This window comes from Mesorhizobium sp. CNPSo 4670, assembly GCF_057784235.1.
Genome location: NZ_JBWJFQ010000003.1, coordinates 394,678 through 416,676 on the forward strand (window position 1 = coordinate 394,678; position 21,999 = coordinate 416,676).

Genomic DNA, 21,999 nt, shown 5'->3' on the forward strand with positions numbered 1-21,999 from the left:
AGCCGGGGTGGCGGGCGGCTGGTCGTGGCGACACTCAACGCGCAGGTTCTGGATTTTTTCGACTGGTGGCTCGATGAGCTGCGAGAGGTCTGGTCGCGGGTCGCGCCCGGGCAAAAGCAATCTTCTACCAGCGACTGGATCATCAGCCTGGCGGATGACGGCATCCGCGCCCGCGAGGCCAATGCGCCGGAGTTCCAGTCGATCCCGTTGGCGCTCACGGCGTCCTCGGACGAGATTCTGGCACTGCTCCAGGGCGGGCTCCGGCGCAAGCGGCCGACCTTCGACATCCGGATCCGGCCCGGGCTGTTCCTGACCCGGCAACTGGCGGCGCGGCGGCTGCCGCTTCGGCAGGCACGCGACATGGCCGAACTCGACCTTCTGGCCTCGACGCCGATCGATCCGGCACAGGTGCATGTCGTCTTCGCCAGACAGGTCGAGCAGGACTGCTTCTACCATGTCGTCAAGGCGAAGACGCTTGCTGCGGTCCTTGGCACGGTCCGCCGGGCCGGCGGGTCGATCCGGTGCCTGTCGATGTTGCAGCCGGAGGGCACGCTGCGGGCCGATCCGCTCAGCCTCGCCGCCATCTGGCCGCCGACCGCGCGCGACCGTCGCGCCAGGACCGTCTGGGTGACGGCCTGTTCGATGCTGGCCGCGGCAGCGCTGTTCACATTCGCTCATGCGCATTGGCGCACCTGGCAGGCCGGCGCAGAACTGGATGCGCAGATCGCCGATGCACAGGTGCTGGCCAAGGCGGCACGCACCGCGCTGCAGAAGCGCCAGACCGGCATCGAGCAAATCGAAAAGATCCGCACGGAAAAGAAGACGACCGCGTCGCTGGTGCGCGTCTGGGCCGAACTAACACATCTGCTTCCTGACTCGGCCTGGCTGACCGATCTATCGGCCAAGGGCGACGACCTGACCATCACCGGGTTTTCCGCTTCCGCCGCCGAGCTGATCAAGCCGATCGACGATTCGCCGCTGTTTTCGGCGCCCGAATTCGCCTCGCCGGTGGTCAGGGTTCCCGGCCAGGACGGCGAACACTTCACCATTTCGGCCAAGATCGGAGCGCTCTGACCATGCTCTCCGCGATCCTCAACACCAGCCCGCTGGTCCGCCGCCTGATTGCGCTCGCCCTCGCTGCTGTGACGGCCTGTGTCCTGGTCTGGGCGGTGTTCGCGGGGCTCGACAGCGTCGCCTCGGCGCAAGCCGGGATCGAGGAAAAGCGCGAGCTTCTCGGCCAGTTGCAGAGCGTGGCGGCGCTGGCAAAGCGCCTCGACAGCGCAGCCAGCCCCGTGGCCGCGGCAAATCCCGAGTTTCTCACCGGCGAGAGCGAGGCGATCATTCGCGGCGGGCTGCAGACCCGGTTGAACGCGATTGCCACCGCCAACGGGGTCAACGTGCTGTCGGCCGGCAATGCGCCGGTGCTCAGCGAAGCGGGCGTCGATTTCATCGGGCTGCGGGCCAACCTTTCGGGACCGCTGGAGGGCATTCACAACGCCGTTCTCGCCATCGAAACGTCGCTTCCGGTGCTGTTCATTCGCGAGGCCACTTTGCGCACGACCGACGTCGGGCCGATCGCCGGGCGCACCGGCGACCCGGAGATCTTTGCCGAAATCCTGTTTTACGGCCCGCTGCAAACGCCGGTGGCGCCGGCGCCCGCCGGGGTCAAGCCATGACCCGGAAATTCGCCGGGCTGGCGATTGCGGCCATGATCGCGGGCCTCGTCCTGGTCAATGTCGTCCTCTACGACACGCCGGTCGACATCTCGCCGGTCGCCTCCGGCAAGGGGCATGACGGCGGCCTGGCCTCGGCGGCGGGCGCGCTGCAGTTTCCCGAGGCCAGCAATTTCAGCGAGACGTTCGAGCGGCCGCTGTTCACGCCGATGCGCCGGAAATTCGTCGCCCCGCCGGCCGGGCCGCCGCCGGTTGCGGTCGTCGCGGCCGCCGTCGAACAGACGCCGGCACCGCCCGAGGCCCCGCCCGCCGCTGCGCCCTCGCTTTTGGGCATCAGCATTCACGGCGGGGCGGCGAAGGCATTGCTGCGCGTCGCCGGCAGCGAAACCGCGATCTGGTACGGCAGCGGCGAGAGCGTCGACGGCTGGACGGTGTCGGCTATCGACAAGGATCAGGCCGTGCTGGAGCGCAACGGCAAGGTGGCGCGGGTCCCGCTCTATCCGCCATGGAAGAACGCTCCGGCGCCACCCCCAAATGCCCCGCCAGCGGCCCCGGATGTCCCGCTGCCAGCCCCGAACGAACCGCAACTATGAGCGACCGCCACGAAAGCCCGAACGCAGGGGGCGAAAGCGCGAGCAGCGGCTTTTCGCTGGTCGCCGTGCTGGTGTTCATGCTGATCGTCTCGGCCATCGTCGTCCCTTTCGCAGTCACCGCAAAAACGCGGCTGATGATCGCCAACAACGAGCTCGAGCAGGAACGCCTGTCGCTGCTTGCCGAAGGCCTGGGCAACGTGGTTGCGAGCGAATTGACCGGCGGCTCGGGGGCGAAAACATTCCCGCTGGATTCCACACCCGCAGCGTGCCGGGAGGGAGACTTCAGCTTCGATGTCCGCGTCCAGGATCATGACGGGCTGATCGATCTCAATGCCGCGGACGACCAATTGCTGGCGCTTGGTTTCGCATCGCTCGGCTTCCAGCGGGAGAGAGCCCAAGCCTTGGCCAAGGCCACGATCCGGTTTCGTGACAATGCCACGCTGTTCGCTGGCCAGCCCCAGTCCAGAAACCCTGTCGGGCCGCCCCAAGACAAGCAGGCGCCGTTCGAATCGGTGTCCGAACTGCAGGAGTTTCCAGCGCTTGCGTCGATGCCCTTGCAGACCCTCCATGCTGTTTTCACGGTCAACTCGAAACGCGGCACGATCAGCACCGATCGCGCGCCGAACCGTCTTCGTGCCGCTCTTGCCGGCGGCAGCAGCGCATCGGTCACCGAAGCGCCCGCCGACGCATCGGCCTACACGGTCGACGTGGTCGTGAGACGGGACGGATCCGGGATCACGGCCGAAGCCGGGTTCATCATCGAGAGGTCTCCGCTCAGCCCGACGGCATTTCTGCGCGTTGCCCAAAGCCCGCTCAGCGCGGCCACTGCACTGCCGCCAGCCATCGGCACAGCCGGCTGCGAGGTGCTTTTCGGCGCCGAGGCAGCGCGCATCCTGCGCGGGTGGAGCTCATGAACGCTTCTTCGCAGACGCTTGGCCAGACCCAGGGCCAGACCCAGGGGATCGAGGCGTTCCTCGCCTTTCTCGAGGGCGAGAAGGTGCTGACCGCGCACGCTGCCCAGCGCGCATTGGGGGCATCGCGAACATCTGGACACCCGTTCGATACGGTGATGACCGAACTCGGCCTGATCGGCGAGCAGGATCTTGCCAACAGCCTCAGCCGCTACCTGAACGCACCGACGCCGGTCGAGATTCCCGAACAGGTCAGCCCCGAAATGCTGGCAGGCGTGCCGCTGGCCTATCTGCGTGAAAACGCGATCCTGCCGCTGCAGATGGATGCCGAGCGGCTGGTCGTCGCCGTGGCCGATCCGTTCTCGTCGGCAACCATCGACGCCCTCGCCTTTCACTATGAGCGGACGCTGGCGCTGCGCATATTGCCAAGGCGCATGATTGCCGAATGTATTGACCGCATCGAGCAATCGGCCATGGCGGCCGTTGCAAATGGCGGCAACGGTGGCGAAACCCTGGATTTCGGCCCCGACGACCTCGAACGGTTGAAGGATTTTGCCCGCGAGGCGCCGATCGTTCGCTTCGTCGCCGAGACCATCCACAAGGCGGTCGACGCGAGAGCCACCGACATCCACATCGAGCCGCTCGAGGATCACGTCCGCATCCGCTTCAGGCATGACGGCATGCTGTCCACCGTCGACACCGCATCGATAGCGATGCTGTCCGGCATCTCCACCCGCATCAAGATCCTGTCGCGGCTCAACATTGCCGAACGGCGCCTGCCGCAGGACGGACGCATGCGCATCGCCGTGCGCGGCCGCGACGTCGACCTGCGCGTCTCGGTCATTCCGTCCATTCATGGCGAAGCCATCGTGCTTCGAATTCTCGACCGCGCAGGCGTCGAACTGAAGTTGGAAAAACTGGGTTTCGACGGCGCCGCGCAAACGAAGATCCGCTCCATGTCGCAAGCCGCCAACGGCATCGTGCTGATCACCGGGCCGACCGGCAGCGGCAAGACGACGACGCTCTATTCCATCCTCGCCGAGCGTTCGCGCCCGGATGTCAAGATTTTCACCGTCGAGGACCCGGTCGAATACCGGATGGCCGGCATCACCCAGTTGCAGGTCAATCCGGCGATCGATCTGGACTTTGCCGCCGCCCTGCGTTCGATCCTGCGGCAGGACCCCGATATCATCCTGCTCGGCGAAATTCGCGATCGCGAGACGGCGCAAGTCGCTGTCCAGGCGGCCCTGACCGGCCACCTGGTGTTCTCGACACTCCACACCAATAGTGCCGCGGGCGCACTCACGCGCCTTCGCGATATGGGCATCGACGGCTATCTGCTCGGCGCGACGATCAGAGGCGTCATCGCACAGAGGCTGTTGCGGCGTATCTGCCCGACCTGCCACGGCGCCGACCAAACCGGTCCGGCCTGCCGCACCTGCAATGGCTCCGGCTACAGCGGGCGCACGGTGACCTACGAAATGCTGCAGGTGTCGCCGCGCATCGCCGAACTTATCGACCAGGGTGCCGGCGAAATGGAGATCGGGAAAATTGCGGCCGAAGACGATCTCGTGCCGATGTCGGTCCACGCAACCGCACTTGCCCGGTCGCAGGTCACCACGATGGACGAAGTCCGGCGCGTCATCGATCTCGCAGGAGGTGGTTGATGCCGGCCTTTGCCTATCGCGCCTATCTCGTCGACGGCAGCACCGAGACCGGCGTTCTCGATGCGTCGACCAAGCAGGATGCCGCCCGCAAACTGGCGCAGCAGGGCCGCCGTTCGTACCATCTGGCTCCGGTGAACGGCGAAAGGCAGCAGCTTCGCCTGCCGGGGCGCAGCGCGCTGACGTTTACCCGCAGGGTCGATCTCAGCCGGCTGTTCTCCGAGCTTTCAGTGCTTCTGAACGCCGGCTTCACGGTCGACCGTGCCCTGAACGCGGTTATCTCGGGCGAGGCCAACCGCCAGCGGCGGCAACAGCTGCAATCGGTGTTCGATCTGACGACAGGCGGCCGGCCGATCGCCGAAGCATTTGCCGGGCTGCCGGGCATCACCTCCGACGTTGCCGCCTTGCTCGCCAGCGGCGAGCGCAGCGGCAAGATGGCCTACATATGCCAGCGGCTGGCCGATACGTTCGAGGCAACGGCCAAGCGCCGCGCGGCAATCGTCGAGGCGCTTGCGTATCCGGCTTTCCTGCTCATGGTCATGAGCGGCGCGCTGGTCATTCTGGCAACGGTTCTGGTGCCGGCGCTGGAACCGATCTTCGAAGGCTCATCCGCCCCCAAGCCGTTCACCATGACCGTGCTTTCAGCGCTCGGCACGGTGTTCAGGGACTATCCCTTCGTCTTCCCGTTGGCGACGGTGCTGGGCCTGCTTTCCTATCTTTTCCTGTCCCGGTCGACCGGTGCCAGGAAACAGTTTTCCCACTGGCTGTTGAAGATCCCGTTGATCGGCCCGCTGGTCAGGGATGCCGTGGTCGCGCGATACTTGGAAACGCTTGCTCTGCTGCTCGGCAATGGCGTGGCGATGACCGAGGCGCTTGGCCTGGCCGCCAACGTTTCCAGGCAGAGTTCACTGGCGGCAAGCTTTGCCTCGATCGAAGAAACCGTCGCCAATGGCGCCCGCCTGCATGGCGCGATCGTCAAGGCCGGGATTTTCGACAACGCGACGATGTCGCTGGTCTCGCTCGGCGAAGAGGCGAATGCGCTTCCGGTGGTTCTGGACCGCGCCGCGAAAATGCTTCAGCTGACGCTGGCACGACGGATCGACACCGTGCTGAAGCTGTTGACGCCGGCGCTGACGATTTCGCTCGGCTTTCTCGTCGGCAGCCTGGTCATTTCGGTGATGACCACGATCCTCAGCATCAACGATCTGGCGCTGCAATGACAGCCGCGCCGGAAGCCGGAGTATCGGCGGACGCAACGGCCGGATTTACCTTGGTCGAAATGCTGGTCGTGCTGGCGATCATGGCCCTCGTCGCGGTCATTGCGGCGCCGGGGCTCGTCAGCAATTACCGCACCAAGAACCTGGAGTCGATGGCCGGCGAAATCACCATGCGCCTGCGCCTGTCACGCACATCGGCAATCGCCACCGCCAGGCCGAAGCAGGTCGTTGTCGATCTCGGCACCCGTATCATCCGTTTTAGCGAACGAGATAGTGTCGCCCTGCCGGACGATGTCAAAATGACCGTGGTCACCGGCCAGGAGACCGTCATCGCCGACCGGCAAACGGTCCTCACCTTCCTTCCCGATGGCAGCGCTTCCGGCATGGACATCTCGCTGCAGCAAAAAGGCCGGACCGCGCGCATCGCGGTCAACTGGCTGACCGGGCTTCCGACCTGGCGCGCGCTGCCATGACCGGGTCATCGTCGCAGCCCTCCCCCGAAGACGGATTCTCTATCCTCGAGATGATCGTCGCCATGACCATCCTGGCGCTTGTACTTGGCATTGCCAGCCAGTCGATCGTGCTGGCGAGCCGCAGCATCGCCGTGGCCAAGCGCCAGGCCGAAGCGGCCAGGACCGTGCGTGTGATGCTGGCCGACTACGAAGCCCAAATCCGAACCACGGCGCAATCCGGCTGGACCCTGAAGACCCGCGCGATAGATGTGTCGAAGGCAAAGGTAACCGCTGTTGTCATCGAGAACAGCGGTGGTGCGTTTCCAGGCGGGCCGTTCCTGACCTTCGTGCCTGTGCGGGACCCGGCTATCCCATGAGCGGCCGGTTCTTCCGCGCTCTTTCCAAGGTCCGAGCCGGCAGGCTGCGGGAACGTTTTCCAGGCACCCGTCGGCCTGGCCGCAAATCGCCGCCGGGACCAACGGCGTCGGTTGAGGGGTTTGCGCTCATCGACGTGCTGGTCGGGCTGGCCCTGATCGGCGTGATTACGTCGCTGATGATGGTCTTCCTCAGCCAGGCCCGAACGATGATGCGCATCGAAAAGGCAACCGAATTCCAGATGGAGGTCGATGCCGCATCGCGGTTTCTGGAAACGGCGATCAGCCATGCCGAGCCGTTGCCCTTGTCCAAGTCGTCGCCGGACATGGTGCTTTATCTCAACGGCAACGGTGCCCGGATCGAATTCAGCGCCGTTCAGGCGATCGGTTTCAAATCCTCCGCGCTGCGCGAAATTGCTGTTTCGCTTGGCCAGGCCGGAGGCGCGCTGGCCATCGTCCAGAAAACACGGCGCGGGAGCGAACCCGGGACGTCTACACCGGGCGAACCGGTGCGGTTGATCGGCGGCGTGAGCGCCATGAAGTTCGAATATCTCGACGGTGCGGCGGCGGCCTCGTCGTGGTCGCCGAGCTGGACCGTACCACGGCGCCTGCCCGCCGCCGTGCGCTTCACCATCTCGGTTCTGCGGGATGGTGCGGCCTATTCTGCGAGAGGTTTTGCACGCCTCGACCTGGCAAATGCCCAGGTGATGCCGCGCACGAAGTGACTCCCAGGCCCTATCAGTTGCTCACGTCCTGGTCTTCGCCGGTTCCGTCCGGCTTGCCGTCCTTGCCCAGGCTGCGGATGACCACGCCGCTCGCATCGGTCTTCACTTCGTAGGAATAAGGCCTCCCCCACGGATCCTTCAGGCCGGTTGTTCCCTTGAGATAGGGTCCGTTCCAGCGCGCTTCGCCGGCAGGCGCGGCGACCAGGGCCGAGAGCCCCTCCTCCGCGGTCGGGTATTTCGCGTTGTCGACATAGTAGAGCTCGAGCGCGCTTTCGATGTTGCGAATTTGCGCCTTGGCGGCGTTGGTCCTGGCCGAGCCGAGATAGCGCAGGACCTGCGGCGCGGCCAGTGTCGCGATCAGCGCGATGATGGCGAGCACGACCAGGAGCTCGACCAGGGTGAAGCCGCCTTCGCGATCGTTTCTTTCACCGACAGATTTTCTGGCGCCGACAGATTTTCTGGCGCCGACAGATTTTTTGGCGCCGCCGGATTTTTCGGAAAGTCGAGTGAAGCGCTGAGTGATCATCAGAGCAGTCCCATGTTCAAACCTGCAAATTGCTCCAGCGCCCAGCTGCAGCCGAGGCCGATGGCGATAAACGGACCGAAGGCAACACGAGCCCGCGCCGCTGCAGGCCCTGTCGCAAGCACGTGCCCGCCGACGAACAGCAGAGCGCTGGCGCTGGCGATGAACAGCAGCACCGGCAACAGCAGCGGGCTGATCCAGCATGCGGCGGCGGCCAGCATCTTGACGTCGCCGAGGCCGAGACCGATCCTGCCGGTCATCAGGAAATGACCGCGCCGTATCAGCCACGCAGCGGCAAAAGTCATGGCTGCAAACAGGAGCCGCAGCGGCAGGCCGTCCGCCTCCGCCGCAATCTGATAGCCAAGGCCGAGGGCGGCCAGAGCCAGGTTGAGCCCGTCCGGGATGATCTGCCTGCGGAAATCGGCGATCGAAATCGCGGCCAGAACCGCCGCCAGGGCGACCGTAGCAGCCAGCACGAGAGATGGGTGCGTGGCCATCGTCAATACGCCAGCCTCTTCAGATCCTGTTGCAGCTTGGTGCCACCGCGCCGCTTCTGGATCGGCGTCTGCAGGCTGATCTTGCCGCGGAATTCGTCCGTCACTTCGCGGGCTTCGTTGATGTCGCGGACGACATGCGGCCTGATAAAGATGATCAGTTCGGTGCGTCCGATACTATCCGTCTTTTGCTTGAACGCGTTGCCGATAATCGGGATGTCGCCGAGGATAGGCACTTGCGTGCGGTCGACATTGTTGCGCGACTGAATGAGGCCGCCCAGCGCCAGGCTCTCGCCATCATTGACCAGAACGCGGGTCTGGATCTTGCGCTGCTGGATGGTCGGTGAATCGATGCCGGAGCTTGTCGTCTTCGTTACATTGCTGACCTCCTGCTCGATGTCGAGCATGACCCTGCCGGCATTGTTGATGCGAGGCGTCACCGTCAGGATGACGCCGGTGTCCTTCATCTCGACCGAGACGACCGGCGCGCTGCCGAACGTCTGGTCCACCACCTGTCTTGTGGCGATCGGTACCTGGTCGCCGACCTGCAAGATCGCTTTCTGGTTGTTCAGGGCCATGATGGTTGGGGCCGAGATGACATTGACGTCGGTGATGCTGGACAGGGCGTTCAGCGTCACCTGGATGTTGTCGGTTGCGTAACTCCAGTTGAAGCCTGGCAGTGCTGCCGCGGCGGCTCCCTTCGCCACGTCGGACAGCGAGATCTTCATGCCGCCATTCTCGAAGAACCAGCGCAGGCCGTATTTCAGCTCGTCGTTGAGCGTGACTTCGGCGATGACGGCTTCCAGCATGACTTGCGTCGGCAGAACGTCGACCTTGGCCAGGATCTGCTCGATGCGTTCGTAATCGCGCGCCGTGGTCTGGATCAGCAGCGCATTGTTTTCGATATCGGCGACGACCGTGGCGTGGGCGGGCGGCTGTCCGTCCTGCGGGGGCAGCGAAGGCGAAGGTCCGGTCAATGGCACCGGCGTGACGCCATCCGATTGCATGGCGATCGGGGTCTGGTCGGGCGACACGTTCGAGCCGCCAGAGTCTCCTTCGGTCTTGACGGTGGTGCCAAGAACGGAGCTCAGCACAGCGGCCAGTTCCTTGGCCGGGCGGTTCTGGATCTGGTAGACGAACAGCTGGCTTTCATTGGTCTCGGCCAGTCTGTCGAGCTTGTTGATCCAGGTCGCTGCACGGGCGAGATAGGCCGGGCGCGAGGTGATCACCAGCACCGAATTCAGCCTGTCGTTGGGGATGAACTGGATAAGCTTGGCGCCCGGCCCATCCTTGGTGCCGAAGATCGAATCGAGTTCGGCGGCAACCGCTTCCGGTTTGGAGGTTTTCAGTGGATGCAGCGCCACCGACATGCCGCGCATCCAGTCGACGTCGAACACCGAAACCGCTTCGCGAATGGCATTGAGGTCGCTGTCGTTGCCGGCGACGGTGATCAGGTTCCGGGTGGAATCGACCCGTAGCACCGAGCCCTGGCGGGTGATCGGTTCGAGAATGGTTTTCATCTCATCGGCCGCGATGAATTGCAGCTGCAGCACCTGCACCTTGACGCCGGGGCCGGACGGTGACGTCGACGGCACGCTGACCGGCGGCGTGCTGGACATGATTTCGGAAAGCGGCACAACCTGGTACGTGCCGGCGCGGTTGGTGATGCCGGCGCCATTCACCGCCAGCGCCGATTGCAGGATGTCGACCAGCGCATCCTTCGACACCGGCTGCGATGTCTGCAGCGTCACCGTGCCTTGCACGCGCGGGTCGACGATGTAGTTGAGGTGAAGCGCATCGCCAAGCACCGCCTTGGCCGCCTCGGCAATCGGCGCGTTGACCAGATTGAGCTCGAACTGGCCCGAGCCATCGGTCGTCACCTTGGTGACGGGGCCGCCCGAGGAGACGAACTGACCCGAGCCTTGGTATTGCGCGCCGTTGAAGCGCTGCGCCTGGCCGGCTGCCGACGTGACGGCGCCAGGCCCGGTATATCCCGCCCGCAAGGGCGAGTTCTTGGCATGCAGGCTGTCGATGGTCTCGGTGAAGAAGTCCTTGCCCGGCGCGGAGGTGCAGCCGGCAATCGCCAGCAGCGTGCACAACACGACGCGACTACTCGGCTTGCTCGACATCCACCCGATTCCCCTAGATTCCCAGTCTAGGGCTTCTTGCAAGCGGATGTTTGGAATGATGGGCGTATTTGGGGTCTATCCACAGGGTAGGCGGTGCAGAGCAATGCGTGCGGCGGAAGCCCGGTAGCGGAACTTGACTGCTCCTGGCGGGTTTGTCCAATTGACCATCAGGTGCCCAAAATGCCGTCGACCGTGATCCGAAACACCTAATAAGATCCGGCAACCAGAACGCTCTCCGTCTGGTTTGTCCCAAGCGGCGACAGCAATGACTACAAAGACGTCGCCCCGGCAACCAACGCCGTCTTCAGCCTGACCCAAACCGGTCAGATGGGATCGTATGGCGGGCCCGGACGGGTGACGATCCTCACCTCAAACCGGCCAACTCAGTACATGATCCTTTGCCTCAGCCATGCAAAGAATCCGTTTCCTCCAAGCGTTGTGCGAACCCGCGCGGCAGCCCAATGTGCTTTCATGGTTGCGCCGACATGACAATCGCAGACGATTTCGTGCAGTTGCCAGTCGCTCAGTTTGAAGAACCGCCTGGCCTCGCCATAGGTGTCGTCCTTCAGGCCGCATGCGCGCAACACCGGGTCGTCGAAGGCAACGGCAAGTGCTGATCCGTCCCCCCGCACGCTGGCACGTTCCTCCAGGTGCAGATATTCGGTACCTGTAAACGCGGCAAGGCATCGCTCGGGATGTTGCTCCAGAAGTTCCGCCCAGCGTTCGATGCGCTGGTTGCGTGTCATTTCCGAATATGCGGCCGAAGTTTCAATCTTGGCGACCGCATGCAGTTGATCGAGTGTCTGATGTTTCATGGCAGTCTCCTATCGAGAGGGAGAAGCGCCCACGCCCTTCAAGGGAATTATCGCGCGGCGGTGCTTCGACAAGAGCTGGAAACCGCGGGGAAGGAATCTATCTTTGGCACCGGCCGGGCCGGGCCGGTCGAGACCATGAGAGTCTACTCGGTGCTCCACCTTCCGGTTGGCCATGAGCCAATTGCCGATTCCGCACCGACCGGCACCGGCGGCTGGCGGAGCCCGTGGCAATCGATCAATCGCGAGCGTCGAAAAGGACGGCCAGTCCCAGTTCCCTAGCCAAGTCGACGATCTCCTCCGTCAACTCGTCATCTGTATCCTGCAGATAAGGCGCGTCCCTGCGAGTTGCCTTGATTGCCGCTTTGACCGAGACGATATCGCCGTATCGCGAACTTGCCAGCTCTACCGCCAGAAAGTCCCTCGCAGTGCCGGCAGGTCCTGTTGTCCGTCTGGCGATGCTCATGTGGCTCCTTCCCCATGATCACCTCCGGCTCATTTTGATCTCGTCCAAGATGCAGATCAATCGATGGTACGATTTCGTACGAACCGCCGGTTGACGACAGTTGCGGCGTCGCTGGGGTGGCCGGGTGATGCCGGGCCAATCCTTGTGGTGAATGAGCGGACGAGTTTGTCCGCCCCGCCAATCAGATATCCTTCGCCAGGCGAAGTGCGTCGTATATTGCAGCGTGGGTGTTGCGCGCTGAAACGGCGTCGCCGATGCGGAACAGTTGGAACTGGCCCTGCGCATTGCGTACCACCGACTGCGGTTGTCCGGTGATGAGTTCATCGTGCGAAATCTCGCCGTGGTTGGTCGATTTCGGTTTCAGTTCGAAATAGATGTCGTCGAGCGGGATGGTGCCGTGATTGACGACAACCTGGTCCACCACGCGCTGTTTGGACACGCCGCCATAGTCGCTGCCGACATGGGCAATGAGCTGGTTGCCGTTCTTTTCGACAGACTCCAGTCGATAGGTGACCGTGAAGAGCACATCGAGTTTTTGCAGGGACCTCATATACGGCACGAGGTTCATTGCCATGACCTCGGGTGAGAAGGACCGGTCCGGCGTCATGATTTCAACCTTCGCTCCAGCGCTCGCAAGAAATTCCGCGGCCTGGAGTGCCGCATGGTCACCCGCGTCGTCGTAGATGAGAACATTGGTTCCCGGCTTCACGTCTCCGGAGATAATGTCCCATGAAGACACCACAAACTCGTTGCCCTTCGAAAGGACGTCGGTGTGCGCCACCCCGCCCGTGGCGATGATGACGACGTCCGGGTTTTCAGCCTCGATGGTTTCGGCTTCAGCCCAGGTATTGAACTGAATGCTCACTCCGTGTTTTTCGCACTGCGCCATGCGCCAATCGATGATGCTCATCATCTCCTTGCGGCGTGGGCTCCGTGCTGTCAGGCGGATTTGCCCTCCCGGTCCGCTGGCGGCTTCGAAGACCACGACCTCGTGTCCCCGCTCACCCGCCACGCGGGCGGCTTCGAGGCCAGCCGGACCTGCACCAACGACGACAATCTTCTTGCGGGTCTCGGCCTTGGCGACAATGTGCGGCATGGTCAGCTCGCGACCAGTGGCGGGGTTGTGAATGCAGTATGCCGCCCCGCCCTGATAGATGCGGTCAAGGCAATAGTTGGCGCCGACGCAGGGCCTGATTTCGTCTTCACGCTTTTCGATGATCTTCCGCACGATATGTGGGTCGGTCATGTGAGCCCGCGTCATGCCGATCATGTCGACCTTACCCGACGCAATCGCGTGGCGCGCAGTCGCCACATCCGGAATTTTCGCCGCATGGAAGGTCGGGAAGTTGGTCGCGGCACGAATCTCGCCCGCAAAATCAAGGTGCGGCGCGTTCGCCATTCCCTGGATCGGAATGACGTCCGTCAGACCCGCGTCGGTGTCGATGTGGCCGCGGATCACGTTGAGGTAATCGATAAGTCCGCTTTCCTTGAGGCGTTTGGAGATTTCAAGGCCTTCCGACTTGCCAGTGCCGCCGGGGAGACATTCATCCGCAGTATATCGCACGCCCAGGATGAAGTCCTCGCCCACCCGTGACCGGATCGCCTTCAAGACATCCATGCAGAAGCGCATGCGGTTATCGAGCGAACCGCCATAAGGACCGTCAAGTTCGTTCGTGAGAGGAGACGTGAATTGTTCGAGCAGGTGGCCGTAAGCCTCGAGCTCGACGCCATCCATCCCGCCTGCCTTCATCCGCTCTGCGGCGTCCGCGAAGTCCTTGGTGATGCGCTCGATATCCCAGTCTTCGATTTTCTTGGGAAACGCTCGGTGTGAGGCTTCACGATGATGGGACGGAGCCACAACGGGCAGCCAATCGCCTTTGTCCCAACGGGTACGCCGTCCAAGATGGGTCAGCTGGATCATGATGGCGGCGCCCTCTTCGTGCACCGCATCGGTCATTTGCTTGATCCACGGTACGATCTCGTCCTTGTAGGCGAGCAGGTTATTGAACACCGGGGGGCTGTCCTTCGAGACCGCCGCCGACCCGGCCGTCATCGTCATCGCTACACCGCCTTTCGCCCGCTCCAGCGTGTAGGCAAGATAGCGCTCCTTCGGCATGCCATCCTCCGGATAGGCCGGCTCGTGGGACGTCACGATGATGCGGTTGCGAAGGGTCAAATGCTTGAGTTTGTACGGCTGCAAAAGGGGATCGTTCGACATCTGACGGACTCCGGGCTGGCGTGGCAGGCGCAAACGCTATTTGAAAATGTACAGATGTGTCAAGTTTGAGTTCTAATATGTCGATCAAATCGACACAGGTGTACATTTTCCTGGTTTTCACTTTTTCATTTTGTTAGGTTGGTCGCCCATGGAGCAGATTTCGAACGACAGCGGATGGCGCGGATCGCCGGAGGGGTGGCTTGAAGCCGCCTACGACTTGCTTCTCGAATCCGGCGTCGACACGGTAAGAATTTCGCCCTTGGCCAAGAAGTTGGGCCTGTCCCGCACCAGCTTTTATTGGTTCTTCAAGGATCGAGAAGAGTTGCTGGCTGCCCTCGTGGCCCGCTGGCGGGACAAGAACACAGGCAACCTCGTCAAGCAGGCTGAGGCCTATGCCGAGACTGTGGCCGAAGCGATGCTGAACGTTTTCGACTGCTGGCTCGACAAGACCTTGTTCGACGCCCAGTTCGAATTCGCGGTCAGAAGCTGGGCGCTTCAATCTCCCGAGATCCTGGCAGAGGTACAGACAGCCGACCAGACGCGTCTCGACGCAATGAGCCAAATGTTCGTCCGCTTCGGTTACGAGGAAAGCTCAGCCGACGTTCGAGCGCGCACCATCTACCTCGTGCAGATCGGCTACATCTCAATGCAGACCAAGGAAGATCTCGCGGTCCGCATGAAGCGCATTCCCGGTTATGTCGAGATTTTTACGGGCGAGGCCCCGCAGAAGCGCGAGTTGGACCGGTTCTTCGCCAGACATGGCCATGCGCCGGCTTGAGGAAGAGTTTCGACGATGGGCAAACCCTTGAGCATTGGAATAATCGGTGGAGGTGGCTGGCTTGGACGCGCCATCGCCGAGGCCATCGTCGATGCACAAATAGTCGCCACTGAGCACCTCACGCTTTCTTACAGAAGCGGGCAACCCGGCTTCCTGCCAAACGCTGCATGGACCAGGGACAATCAGGAACTGGCGAATCGATCCGATGTCATCATCGTATCGGTCCGCCCCCAGGACTGGCCTGCCATCGACATCTCTGCCGATGGCAAGCTCGCCATGTCGGTCATGGCTGGGGTGCCTCTCGACCAACTGGCCAAACGTCTCAAGACCGACCGCGTTCTGCGCACGCTTCCGAATGCTGCGGCAGAGGTGCGCAATTCCTATACGCCCTGGATAGGCTCTCGGGGTGTTACTGCGGATGACCGCAATGTCGCTCGTCGGATTCTGGAGGCCTGTGGCGCCGCCGATGAAGTCAAAAGCGAAGCAGATATCGACTATCTGACGGGCCTCACCGGATCCGGCCCGGCCTTTCCTGCCCTCCTGGCCGCAGCGATGATGGACGATGCCATCCGTAGAGGAATAAGCCCGGACATTGCCCGAAGGAGCGTCAGCGCGGTGCTGATTGGAACAGGAAAACTCCTCGAGGCTCGCGCAGACAGTCCCAAAGATATCGTCCAGACCTTCCTCGACTACCGCGGCACCACCGCAGCAGGAATCGAGGCCATGCGCGCGGCTGGGTTTGATGCTGCAGTGGCAGACGGCCTTGCTGCAGCGCTTCAGAAATCCGTGAGCATGGGACAAGCCTCCTGATTGCCACACGAGGCGGGTTGCCGTCCGCCGACCCGAAGGTGAGATACAATGTCAAAACTCTTTCCGCATCTGTTTTCACCCGCAAAGCTGGGCAGTCGCACCCTGCGGAACCGGATCGTGTTCGGGGCTCACACCGCCAACATGGCCGAAAATGGCGTGCCGACCGAACGACACGTTGCCTACTATGCTGAACGAGCGATCGGCGGGGCCGGCATGATTGTTGTCGAACCCATACCCGTCCATCAGGCCGCCGTGCTGACACGCGGCAATTTCCGGCCTGGCGACGATAGCGTCATTCCTCATTTCCAACAGGTAACGCGGGCGATCAAGGACCACGGGGCGATCGCCATCCAGCAGCTCTACCACGTCGGTGCGCATGGCGATTCGGACAACTCATTTCACGCACATTGGTCGCCCTCGGGCCTTCCGAGCTACCACGACAGCGACGGTTCCCACGCTATGTCGCAGGATGAGATCTGGGAGACCATCGACGGCTTTGTTCAAGCCGCGCGCCGCTGCAAGGAAGCCGGTTTCGATGGTGTCGAAGTCTGGGCTGCCTACGTCGGACTGATCGACCAATTCTGGACGCCCTGGACAAACCAACGCGAAGACCAATGGGGAGGCTCGCTCGAAAACCGCACGCGGATCTCTCGCGAGATCCTGACCCGCATCCGGGAAACATGCGGCCGAGATTTTATCGTTGGGCTCTCGGTCAGCGATGAGCCAGACTACACTGTCGCGCTCAGTCGCCAGGAACTGGCGGAGATCATTCGGCTGCATGATGAGCAGGGGCTGATCGACTACGTGACGTGCGGAACCGGCAGCTACCTCGATTTCTACAAGATAATGCCGACCTTTCTCTACCCGGAGAAGCTTGGCGCCGATCTTGCGGCGACCCTCAAGGGTGTTGTCAAGACGGCCCTCGTGGTGGCCGAGAGCCATATCAGGACGCCTGAAAACGCCGAAACCGTGCTCGGCGAGAAGGCTGCGGACCTGATCTCGATCGTGCGGGGTCAGATCGCCGACCCGCATCTGGCCCGCAAGGCCGCGGCAGACCGGCCGGACGATGTGCGCGGCTGCATATCCTGCAACCAGATGTGCTGGGGCCGCCGTTCACGCGACTACTGGATCAGCTGCCTTATCAATCCTTCGGCAGGACGCGAGTTTGAATGGGGTGGTGACCGGTTCACGGCCGCCACCATCAAAAAACGGGTGCTTGTCGTCGGCGGCGGGCCCGCTGGCCTCGAGACGGCACGCGTTGCCGCCGAACGGGGTCACGACGTCGTGCTGGCCGAAGCCTCCAGCAGACTGGGCGGGAACTTTCTGCTCGCCGGGCTGCAGCCGCGCCGGGGGCAAATCCTCGACCTTCTCGGGTGGTATGAGCGCCAGCTCAACAAGCTGAACGTCGACGTGAGACTGAACACCTATGTCGAGGCATCGGAAATCCCCTCATTCCAAGCCGATACCGTCATCCTGGCCACAGGATCGGTGTCTCCCGAAACCGGATTTCAGAAGGCGCTGCCGGCAATGCCGACCCTGCCAGGCATCGAAAAGGGAAATGTCTTCTCGATCGAATCCGTGATGGCCCGCCATGCGCGACCAGGCAAGCGCGTGCTTTTGCTCGACGAGGGCGGAGGCTGGCGCGGCGGTGGCACAGCCTGGAAACTTGCCGAGGATGGCCATGAAGTGACCATTCTCACGCCCGATCCGCTGATCGGCAAGGAACTGCAGCGGACGGCTGCCGATTTCCCGCTGCGACGGACATTGCGCCAGCTTGGCGTCAAATGGTTCGTGGACGTCAGCGTTCTGGAATGGCACGGGGACGGCGTGACCGTCGTCGACCACAACACCCGTGAAGAAAGCTTCGTTCCGGGCGATTGCCTGGTTCTCGCAACCACCAACGTGGCGGCGGATTGGCTGGCGAAAGAGTTGAAAGGCACATCGCAACCTTTCGTGGAGGTCGGCGATGCCGCCGCTCCGCGCCAGGCGCCTTACGCATTCCACGAAGGAAGGAAGGTCGCCTTGCGGCTATGATAGGCACGCTAGTCGCCAGGATGGCCGCGCAAAGCAGGCACCCTGCCCGCACCCTCCCAAGCGGCATCCGGACGAAGGGACGTCGACCCGAAAAGCGAGATGGCATCATTCCATCTCCCTGGTAAGAATCTCACGCAAGACCTAACAGTTTTACGACTTCCACAAGGAACGTTTTTCACCAATCGCCGGCCCCGTCGGAACCGACATGCCCAAGAGTCGTTTGTCCCCTTTCGCCAATTCGAAAGGAAACGCCTATGCCAACCCCCGCCGAACTGAAATCCAAGTTCTGGGCATCCTTGAAGTCCGATATGACGATGATGATCGGACTCGATAACTCCAAGGTCATTCCTCGTCCGATGACTGCACAAATGGAGACTGACGGAAATGGTCCAGTCTGGTTCTTTTCGGCGAAAGACACCGAACTCGTTCAGGGTCTGACGGATGGCAGCAAAGCGACCGCGACCTTCATGTCCAAAGGCCACGATCTGTTCGCCACAGTGCAGGGGAATCTTTGGCTCGACAACGACCGTGCAACGATCGATCGGCTTTGGAATCGCTTTGTGGCCGCATGGTTTGAGGGCGGGAAAGATGATCCGAGGCTAGCGTTGCTACGGTTCGATCCGCGGGAGGCAGAGATTTGGCTGGATGGATCGAGCGTAATGGCAGGGATCAAGATGTTGCTCGGGTTCGATCCCAAAGACGAATACAAAGACAACGTCGCCAAAGTCGAGCTTTGACTCTGACGCGCCGACCGCGCTGTGGGCTCTGGTCTGGTTCGATCATTGTGTACTCCGCGTAGGCAACCCGGCTGCTGCCCTCGGCACGAAGACGCGTTAACGCAGGGATATACGCACTTAGGCTCGACCTTACGCTGCACATGCCTCGAGCACCGTGGGCAAGGTGACCGGTAGCAGGGTGACACTCGATGGTCGCTTTGCTGCCTAAAGTTGGGACTCGATCGGGAGATGGCGGACCAGGATCGCCAGGATGCGGCGGAAAATCCCCGCTTCAGGCTCGCGAGTATAATTTTGGGGCCTGCCTTGGTCGTATCCATGCCAGTGGAGCACATTGTTTTTCAGTTCGAGCCGATAGCTTGCTTCCGGTGATATCTCTGCTTGGAACCTGCGCCGCAGTTCAGCGACCAATTCCTCATCCTCAAACAGCACTCCCATTTCCGAGTTCAACGACACAGACCGCGGGTCAAAATTGAAGGAGCCGACGAAGCCCGTCTTGTCATCGACGCTGAAAGCTTTCGTATGCAGACTGGCGCCCTTGGACCCAAATACCGAGATCGCAGCCTGCCGGCTGAAGGGCTGAAGTTCGAAAAGCCTGACGCCGTTCCTGAGCAATCGCTTGCGATAATTTGCATAGGCGCCGTGGACCGCGGCGACATCCGTGGCTGCCAAGGAATTGGTCAGAACCGCAACTTCAACGCCGTTGCCGACGAGGTCCGACAAGATTGCGGAACCCCTTTTGCCAGGAATGAAATAGGGAGACACAATTTCCAGACAATTGCGCGCCGACTGAATGATCGGAAGCAATTCCTTCAACAGCCAACTGCGACGTCTCCAGCCGCGCACTTTCTCCGGAGGGTCGGAAATCACTCGAACACGTTCCACCCAGTGCACATCGTTGCCGGCCGCAATGAACTCAGCGATGGTCCCATGGTCGCCGATCCCGTTCAAAAGTTTTGACTCGGTTTCAGCATCGCTTCCTCCAAACAATTCGGCATGCGTGGTCGCAGCGGCTGGACCGAGCGCGCCAATTGGTTTTGCGTCCTGGCACGCCCAGAAAGCCTCGAAAATTTCGGCGGTTTGCTGCACGGTGGGGCCGAGGAGGAGAACGTCGAGGTCGCGGAAATTTGTTTCGGCTGCATCAAAGTAGGCATCGCCGACATTGCGCCCCCCGACAATGGCGATGTCGTCGTCGGCTATCCACGCCTTGTTGTGCATCCTGCGGGTCAATGCAAAAAGTCGCAGGAGAACTTCCATGCCGCGTACAATGCCGCGCGCTCTGACGCCGCTCGGATTGAACAGCTTCAACTCGATGTTTGGATGGCTGCTCAGCCCCAGATATGCAGAATCACTTTTGCGCGGGCTGACGTCATCAAGCAGCATTCGCACGCGCACGCCCCGCTGAGCGGCCCGGAAAACTTCCTGCAGAAGCAAGCGGCCAGTGTGGTCGTCATGCCAGAGGTAGTACATGAGATCGAGCGTGCGAACAGCGCTTCTTGCCGCCAAGACACGCGCGGCGAAGGCATCATAGTTGTCGGAGATGAGCAGCAAGCCGCTCTTGCCGGCTTTGATATTGTCGTCCCGTGTTCGGGCGATGCAGACGTCCATGAATTGGCGACCTTTTGACGGCGGTCGAAGCCGCTATTGCCGGAAATAGCCAGCGCTTCAGAGTTCAAACTGATGCGCTACCGCGTTGCCAAACCCATTGACTCATTCCGGCTCGCTCTTGATTGCAGTAACGAGAGCCTGGACCTGCTGGCCATGTTGCGTGGCAATCTTCAACAGAGTCGTGGCCGTTTCCAGGGGTGTCCAGCCCTGCGCCTCTGAGGCAGTTACCAAAGCAGCAAATGCGGTCTCCAGTGCGACTTCGCAATTGATCTCCCGATCTGGGTTACCCTCTGGCAATATTGGCGGTTCAACAGTCTGGGTCATGTCGGCTTTGCACTACCTCCTGAGGCCGAAAAAGCTCAGGACTGCAAGCACGATGACGACAAGCCCGACGAGATAGATAATGCTGTGCACGGTTCGATCTCCTCCAAATGATTTGGCAGACCAAGCTCTCTTGCCCGGTCTTTGAGGATTTGGTGGCAACCCTCGCATCGAGTGAACACTTGGAACTGTCTAATGTTCCAATGCCCATGCCGCCTTTTCCAGATGCGAAGGTTTTCCTCGCCGGACAGATGCGCCAAGCAGCCCCTGCTTGAGCCAGTACGTGGCCTCCCTCGCTGAAGAGGGCTCGCGCAATCAAAAGCTAATTTAGCAAATCGATGGATCGAAAAAACAAATCGCGCATTTATCACCGGGCTCAATGTCGGGCCGCTGGAGGACAACTCATGAAAGAGACATTGCTCATATTGAGCCTTATGATTCCGCTCGCAGCATGCTCGCGCACCGAGCAGGGTGCTGCAGTCGGCGGTCTGGGCGGAGCGGCAATTGGTGCCGCCGTAGCGGGTGATCCCGTGAAAGGCGCGATCGTTGGCGGTGCCGCTGGAGCCATCGCGGGCGCGGTGATCGGGCATGCCAGTGAAGCCGGTCAGTGCCGCTACAGAGATCGCAATGGGCGTGTCTACATCGCACGGTGTCCCGACGGATATTGATACTATCGAGCCGTCCGTGTGATCCCGTCAGCGGGATCACACGGCCCAAAGCTCGGCCGTTTGTCTTGGCTGCCGACAGGCTCCACATGATCCCAGTCAGAAAGTTGCGGTCTAAGGCTTCCTGTTTTTCAGCATCCGCGCTTCCCGCAAGAGCGATGCCCAATTGAGCCCGAGGAAGTCGATCAGCTCACGGGCCTGTGCTTCGGTGATGCCGGTCTCGCTAGCCAGACGACGAGCCATGCCGTCCGTCGCAGCCGGTGGCCTTCCTTGCTCGTCAACCATCTGTCGGATGTCCCTTCCTGTGACCCAACGGCCCGCGAGGTGGATGGTTCCTGCCGCCTGCCCAGCCCAACAGGCTCCGGCCATCTACACAGCGTTTTGAGAAAGTCCGAACAGCGAGGACATCGTGGAACCTCCCTCTTCGGACGACGTTTGGCCTTGTGTGAAACGAAGGAGACCCTGTGTCATGGACTGGAACCGCGTCGAAGGAAACTGGAAGCAGGTTAAGGGTAAGATCAAGGAACAATGGGGCAAACTCAGTGACGATGATCTTGATCGAATCGCCGGTAAACGCGATCAGCTCGAAGGCAAGATCCAGGAGCGTTACGGCATCGAGAAGGATCGAGCCCGTCGCGATATCGATGACTGGTATGGCCGGCAGGGGTGGTAGGTTCGAATTCTCCGACCCGCGGAAGCGCGACTGATCATAACGCCCGTCGCTCCATTCACGGCAGCGACGGGTCGTCCTTAGGGGATAGCTTGTCGGCTAATAGAGCGCGCAGAAAGGACGTAGCT

At 61.8% G+C, this 21,999-nt stretch carries 24 protein-coding genes; 15 read left to right on the plus strand and 9 right to left on the minus strand.

The features are described 5' to 3' along the window. Nucleotides 1–24: 24 nt before the first annotated feature. From AC0ZT5_RS08275 to AC0ZT5_RS08315, 9 genes are read left to right on the plus strand one after another with little or no spacing between them, the layout of a single operon-like run. Nucleotides 25–1,074 carry a PilN domain-containing protein gene (locus tag AC0ZT5_RS08275; RefSeq protein ID WP_488496021.1) on the plus strand — a complete coding sequence of 350 codons (1,050 nt, stop codon included), beginning with the start codon at nucleotides 25–27 and terminating at the stop codon, nucleotides 1,072–1,074. A 2-nt stretch (nucleotides 1,075–1,076) separates the two neighbouring features. Further along, nucleotides 1,077–1,676 (plus strand): type II secretion system protein GspM, encoded by a 600-nt coding sequence (gspM, locus tag AC0ZT5_RS08280; RefSeq protein WP_488496022.1) that lies wholly within the window; start codon nucleotides 1,077–1,079, stop codon nucleotides 1,674–1,676. Then, on the plus strand, nucleotides 1,673–2,266 hold the full coding sequence (locus AC0ZT5_RS08285; protein ID WP_488496023.1) for a hypothetical protein: 594 nt from the start codon (nucleotides 1,673–1,675) through the stop codon (nucleotides 2,264–2,266). Before gspM ends, AC0ZT5_RS08285 begins: the two co-directional genes overlap by 4 nt. Further along, on the plus strand, nucleotides 2,263–3,180 hold the full coding sequence (locus AC0ZT5_RS08290) for a hypothetical protein (RefSeq protein ID WP_488496024.1): 918 nt from the start codon (nucleotides 2,263–2,265) through the stop codon (nucleotides 3,178–3,180). The genes AC0ZT5_RS08285 and AC0ZT5_RS08290 overlap by 4 nt, the downstream gene beginning before the upstream one ends. Continuing rightward, nucleotides 3,177–4,844 carry a GspE/PulE family protein gene (locus AC0ZT5_RS08295; protein ID WP_488496025.1) on the plus strand — a complete coding sequence of 556 codons (1,668 nt, stop codon included), beginning with the start codon at nucleotides 3,177–3,179 and terminating at the stop codon, nucleotides 4,842–4,844. The genes AC0ZT5_RS08290 and AC0ZT5_RS08295 overlap by 4 nt, the downstream gene beginning before the upstream one ends. Continuing rightward, nucleotides 4,844–6,061 (plus strand): type II secretion system F family protein, encoded by a 1,218-nt coding sequence (locus AC0ZT5_RS08300; RefSeq protein WP_488496026.1) that lies wholly within the window; start codon nucleotides 4,844–4,846, stop codon nucleotides 6,059–6,061. The genes AC0ZT5_RS08295 and AC0ZT5_RS08300 overlap by 1 nt, the downstream gene beginning before the upstream one ends. Next, a complete protein-coding gene (locus AC0ZT5_RS08305) occupies nucleotides 6,058–6,531 on the plus strand; it encodes a GspH/FimT family pseudopilin (RefSeq protein ID WP_488496027.1) in 474 nt (157 codons plus the stop codon). The genes AC0ZT5_RS08300 and AC0ZT5_RS08305 overlap by 4 nt, the downstream gene beginning before the upstream one ends. After that, entirely contained in the window at nucleotides 6,528–6,887 is a 360-nt protein-coding gene (locus AC0ZT5_RS08310; RefSeq protein WP_488496028.1) for a PulJ/GspJ family protein, read from the plus strand. The genes AC0ZT5_RS08305 and AC0ZT5_RS08310 overlap by 4 nt, the downstream gene beginning before the upstream one ends. After that, the gene (locus AC0ZT5_RS08315; protein ID WP_488496029.1) at nucleotides 6,884–7,609 is read left to right on the plus strand and encodes a PulJ/GspJ family protein; all 726 of its coding nucleotides are present in this window, start codon (nucleotides 6,884–6,886) and stop codon (nucleotides 7,607–7,609) included. The genes AC0ZT5_RS08310 and AC0ZT5_RS08315 overlap by 4 nt, the downstream gene beginning before the upstream one ends. A gap of 13 nt (nucleotides 7,610–7,622) precedes the next feature. Here AC0ZT5_RS08315 and gspG read toward each other — a convergent pair whose 3' ends face one another. The 6 genes from gspG to AC0ZT5_RS08345 form a co-directional block, all read right to left on the minus strand. Further along, complete coding sequence (gspG, locus tag AC0ZT5_RS08320) at nucleotides 7,623–8,135, minus strand: type II secretion system major pseudopilin GspG (protein ID WP_488496030.1); 513 nt, start codon at nucleotides 8,133–8,135, stop codon at nucleotides 7,623–7,625. Further along, nucleotides 8,135–8,629: a prepilin peptidase gene (locus tag AC0ZT5_RS08325; protein ID WP_488496031.1), complete on the minus strand. Its 495-nt coding sequence runs from the start codon at nucleotides 8,627–8,629 to the stop codon at nucleotides 8,135–8,137. Before AC0ZT5_RS08325 ends, gspG begins: the two co-directional genes overlap by 1 nt. 2 nt (nucleotides 8,630–8,631) lie before the next feature. Next, nucleotides 8,632–10,755, minus strand: coding sequence for a type II secretion system secretin GspD (gene gspD, locus AC0ZT5_RS08330; protein WP_488496032.1), 2,124 nt, complete (start codon nucleotides 10,753–10,755; stop codon nucleotides 8,632–8,634). 383 nt (nucleotides 10,756–11,138) lie between these two features. Then, nucleotides 11,139–11,570, minus strand: coding sequence for a hypothetical protein (locus AC0ZT5_RS08335; protein ID WP_095091068.1), 432 nt, complete (start codon nucleotides 11,568–11,570; stop codon nucleotides 11,139–11,141). 235 nt (nucleotides 11,571–11,805) lie between these two features. Further along, the gene (locus tag AC0ZT5_RS08340) at nucleotides 11,806–12,033 is read right to left on the minus strand and encodes a hypothetical protein (RefSeq protein ID WP_488496033.1); all 228 of its coding nucleotides are present in this window, start codon (nucleotides 12,031–12,033) and stop codon (nucleotides 11,806–11,808) included. Nucleotides 12,034–12,214: 181 nt separating this feature from the next. Next, complete coding sequence (locus AC0ZT5_RS08345) at nucleotides 12,215–14,251, minus strand: oxidoreductase (protein ID WP_488496034.1); 2,037 nt, start codon at nucleotides 14,249–14,251, stop codon at nucleotides 12,215–12,217. A 148-nt stretch (nucleotides 14,252–14,399) separates the two neighbouring features. Between AC0ZT5_RS08345 and AC0ZT5_RS08350 the strand changes: the two genes are divergently transcribed. The 4 genes from AC0ZT5_RS08350 to AC0ZT5_RS08365 all read left to right on the plus strand — a co-directional run bounded on the left by AC0ZT5_RS08350 (nucleotide 14,400) and on the right by AC0ZT5_RS08365 (nucleotide 18,610). Then, a complete protein-coding gene (locus AC0ZT5_RS08350; RefSeq protein ID WP_488496035.1) occupies nucleotides 14,400–15,029 on the plus strand; it encodes a TetR/AcrR family transcriptional regulator in 630 nt (209 codons plus the stop codon). Between the two features lie 15 nt (nucleotides 15,030–15,044). Further along, nucleotides 15,045–15,839 (plus strand): pyrroline-5-carboxylate reductase family protein, encoded by a 795-nt coding sequence (locus AC0ZT5_RS08355; protein ID WP_488496036.1) that lies wholly within the window; start codon nucleotides 15,045–15,047, stop codon nucleotides 15,837–15,839. A gap of 48 nt (nucleotides 15,840–15,887) precedes the next feature. Beyond that, nucleotides 15,888–17,873, plus strand: a complete 1,986-nt coding sequence (locus tag AC0ZT5_RS08360; RefSeq protein WP_488496037.1) for an oxidoreductase — start codon at nucleotides 15,888–15,890, stop codon at nucleotides 17,871–17,873. Between the two features lie 254 nt (nucleotides 17,874–18,127). Next, entirely contained in the window at nucleotides 18,128–18,610 is a 483-nt protein-coding gene (locus AC0ZT5_RS08365) for a pyridoxamine 5'-phosphate oxidase family protein (protein ID WP_488496038.1), read from the plus strand. A gap of 204 nt (nucleotides 18,611–18,814) precedes the next feature. Here the strand turns inward: AC0ZT5_RS08365 and AC0ZT5_RS08370 are convergent, their stop codons facing one another. Both AC0ZT5_RS08370 and AC0ZT5_RS08375 read right to left on the minus strand, forming a co-directional pair. Then, nucleotides 18,815–20,215: a phospholipase D-like domain-containing protein gene (locus AC0ZT5_RS08370; protein ID WP_488496039.1), complete on the minus strand. Its 1,401-nt coding sequence runs from the start codon at nucleotides 20,213–20,215 to the stop codon at nucleotides 18,815–18,817. A 102-nt stretch (nucleotides 20,216–20,317) separates the two neighbouring features. Beyond that, on the minus strand, nucleotides 20,318–20,539 hold the full coding sequence (locus AC0ZT5_RS08375; protein ID WP_488496040.1) for a hypothetical protein: 222 nt from the start codon (nucleotides 20,537–20,539) through the stop codon (nucleotides 20,318–20,320). A 401-nt stretch (nucleotides 20,540–20,940) separates the two neighbouring features. On the opposite strand from AC0ZT5_RS08375, the gene AC0ZT5_RS08380 reads away from it, so the two are divergent. After that, nucleotides 20,941–21,204 carry a YMGG-like glycine zipper-containing protein gene (locus AC0ZT5_RS08380; protein ID WP_488496041.1) on the plus strand — a complete coding sequence of 88 codons (264 nt, stop codon included), beginning with the start codon at nucleotides 20,941–20,943 and terminating at the stop codon, nucleotides 21,202–21,204. Nucleotides 21,205–21,315: 111 nt separating this feature from the next. On the opposite strand, the gene AC0ZT5_RS08385 is transcribed toward AC0ZT5_RS08380, so the two are convergent. Continuing rightward, nucleotides 21,316–21,486: a hypothetical protein gene (locus AC0ZT5_RS08385; RefSeq protein ID WP_477282740.1), complete on the minus strand. Its 171-nt coding sequence runs from the start codon at nucleotides 21,484–21,486 to the stop codon at nucleotides 21,316–21,318. A gap of 184 nt (nucleotides 21,487–21,670) precedes the next feature. On the opposite strand from AC0ZT5_RS08385, the gene AC0ZT5_RS08390 reads away from it, so the two are divergent. After that, nucleotides 21,671–21,874, plus strand: a complete 204-nt coding sequence (locus AC0ZT5_RS08390; protein ID WP_488496042.1) for a CsbD family protein — start codon at nucleotides 21,671–21,673, stop codon at nucleotides 21,872–21,874. The last annotated feature ends 125 nt before the right edge of the window (nucleotides 21,875–21,999 follow it).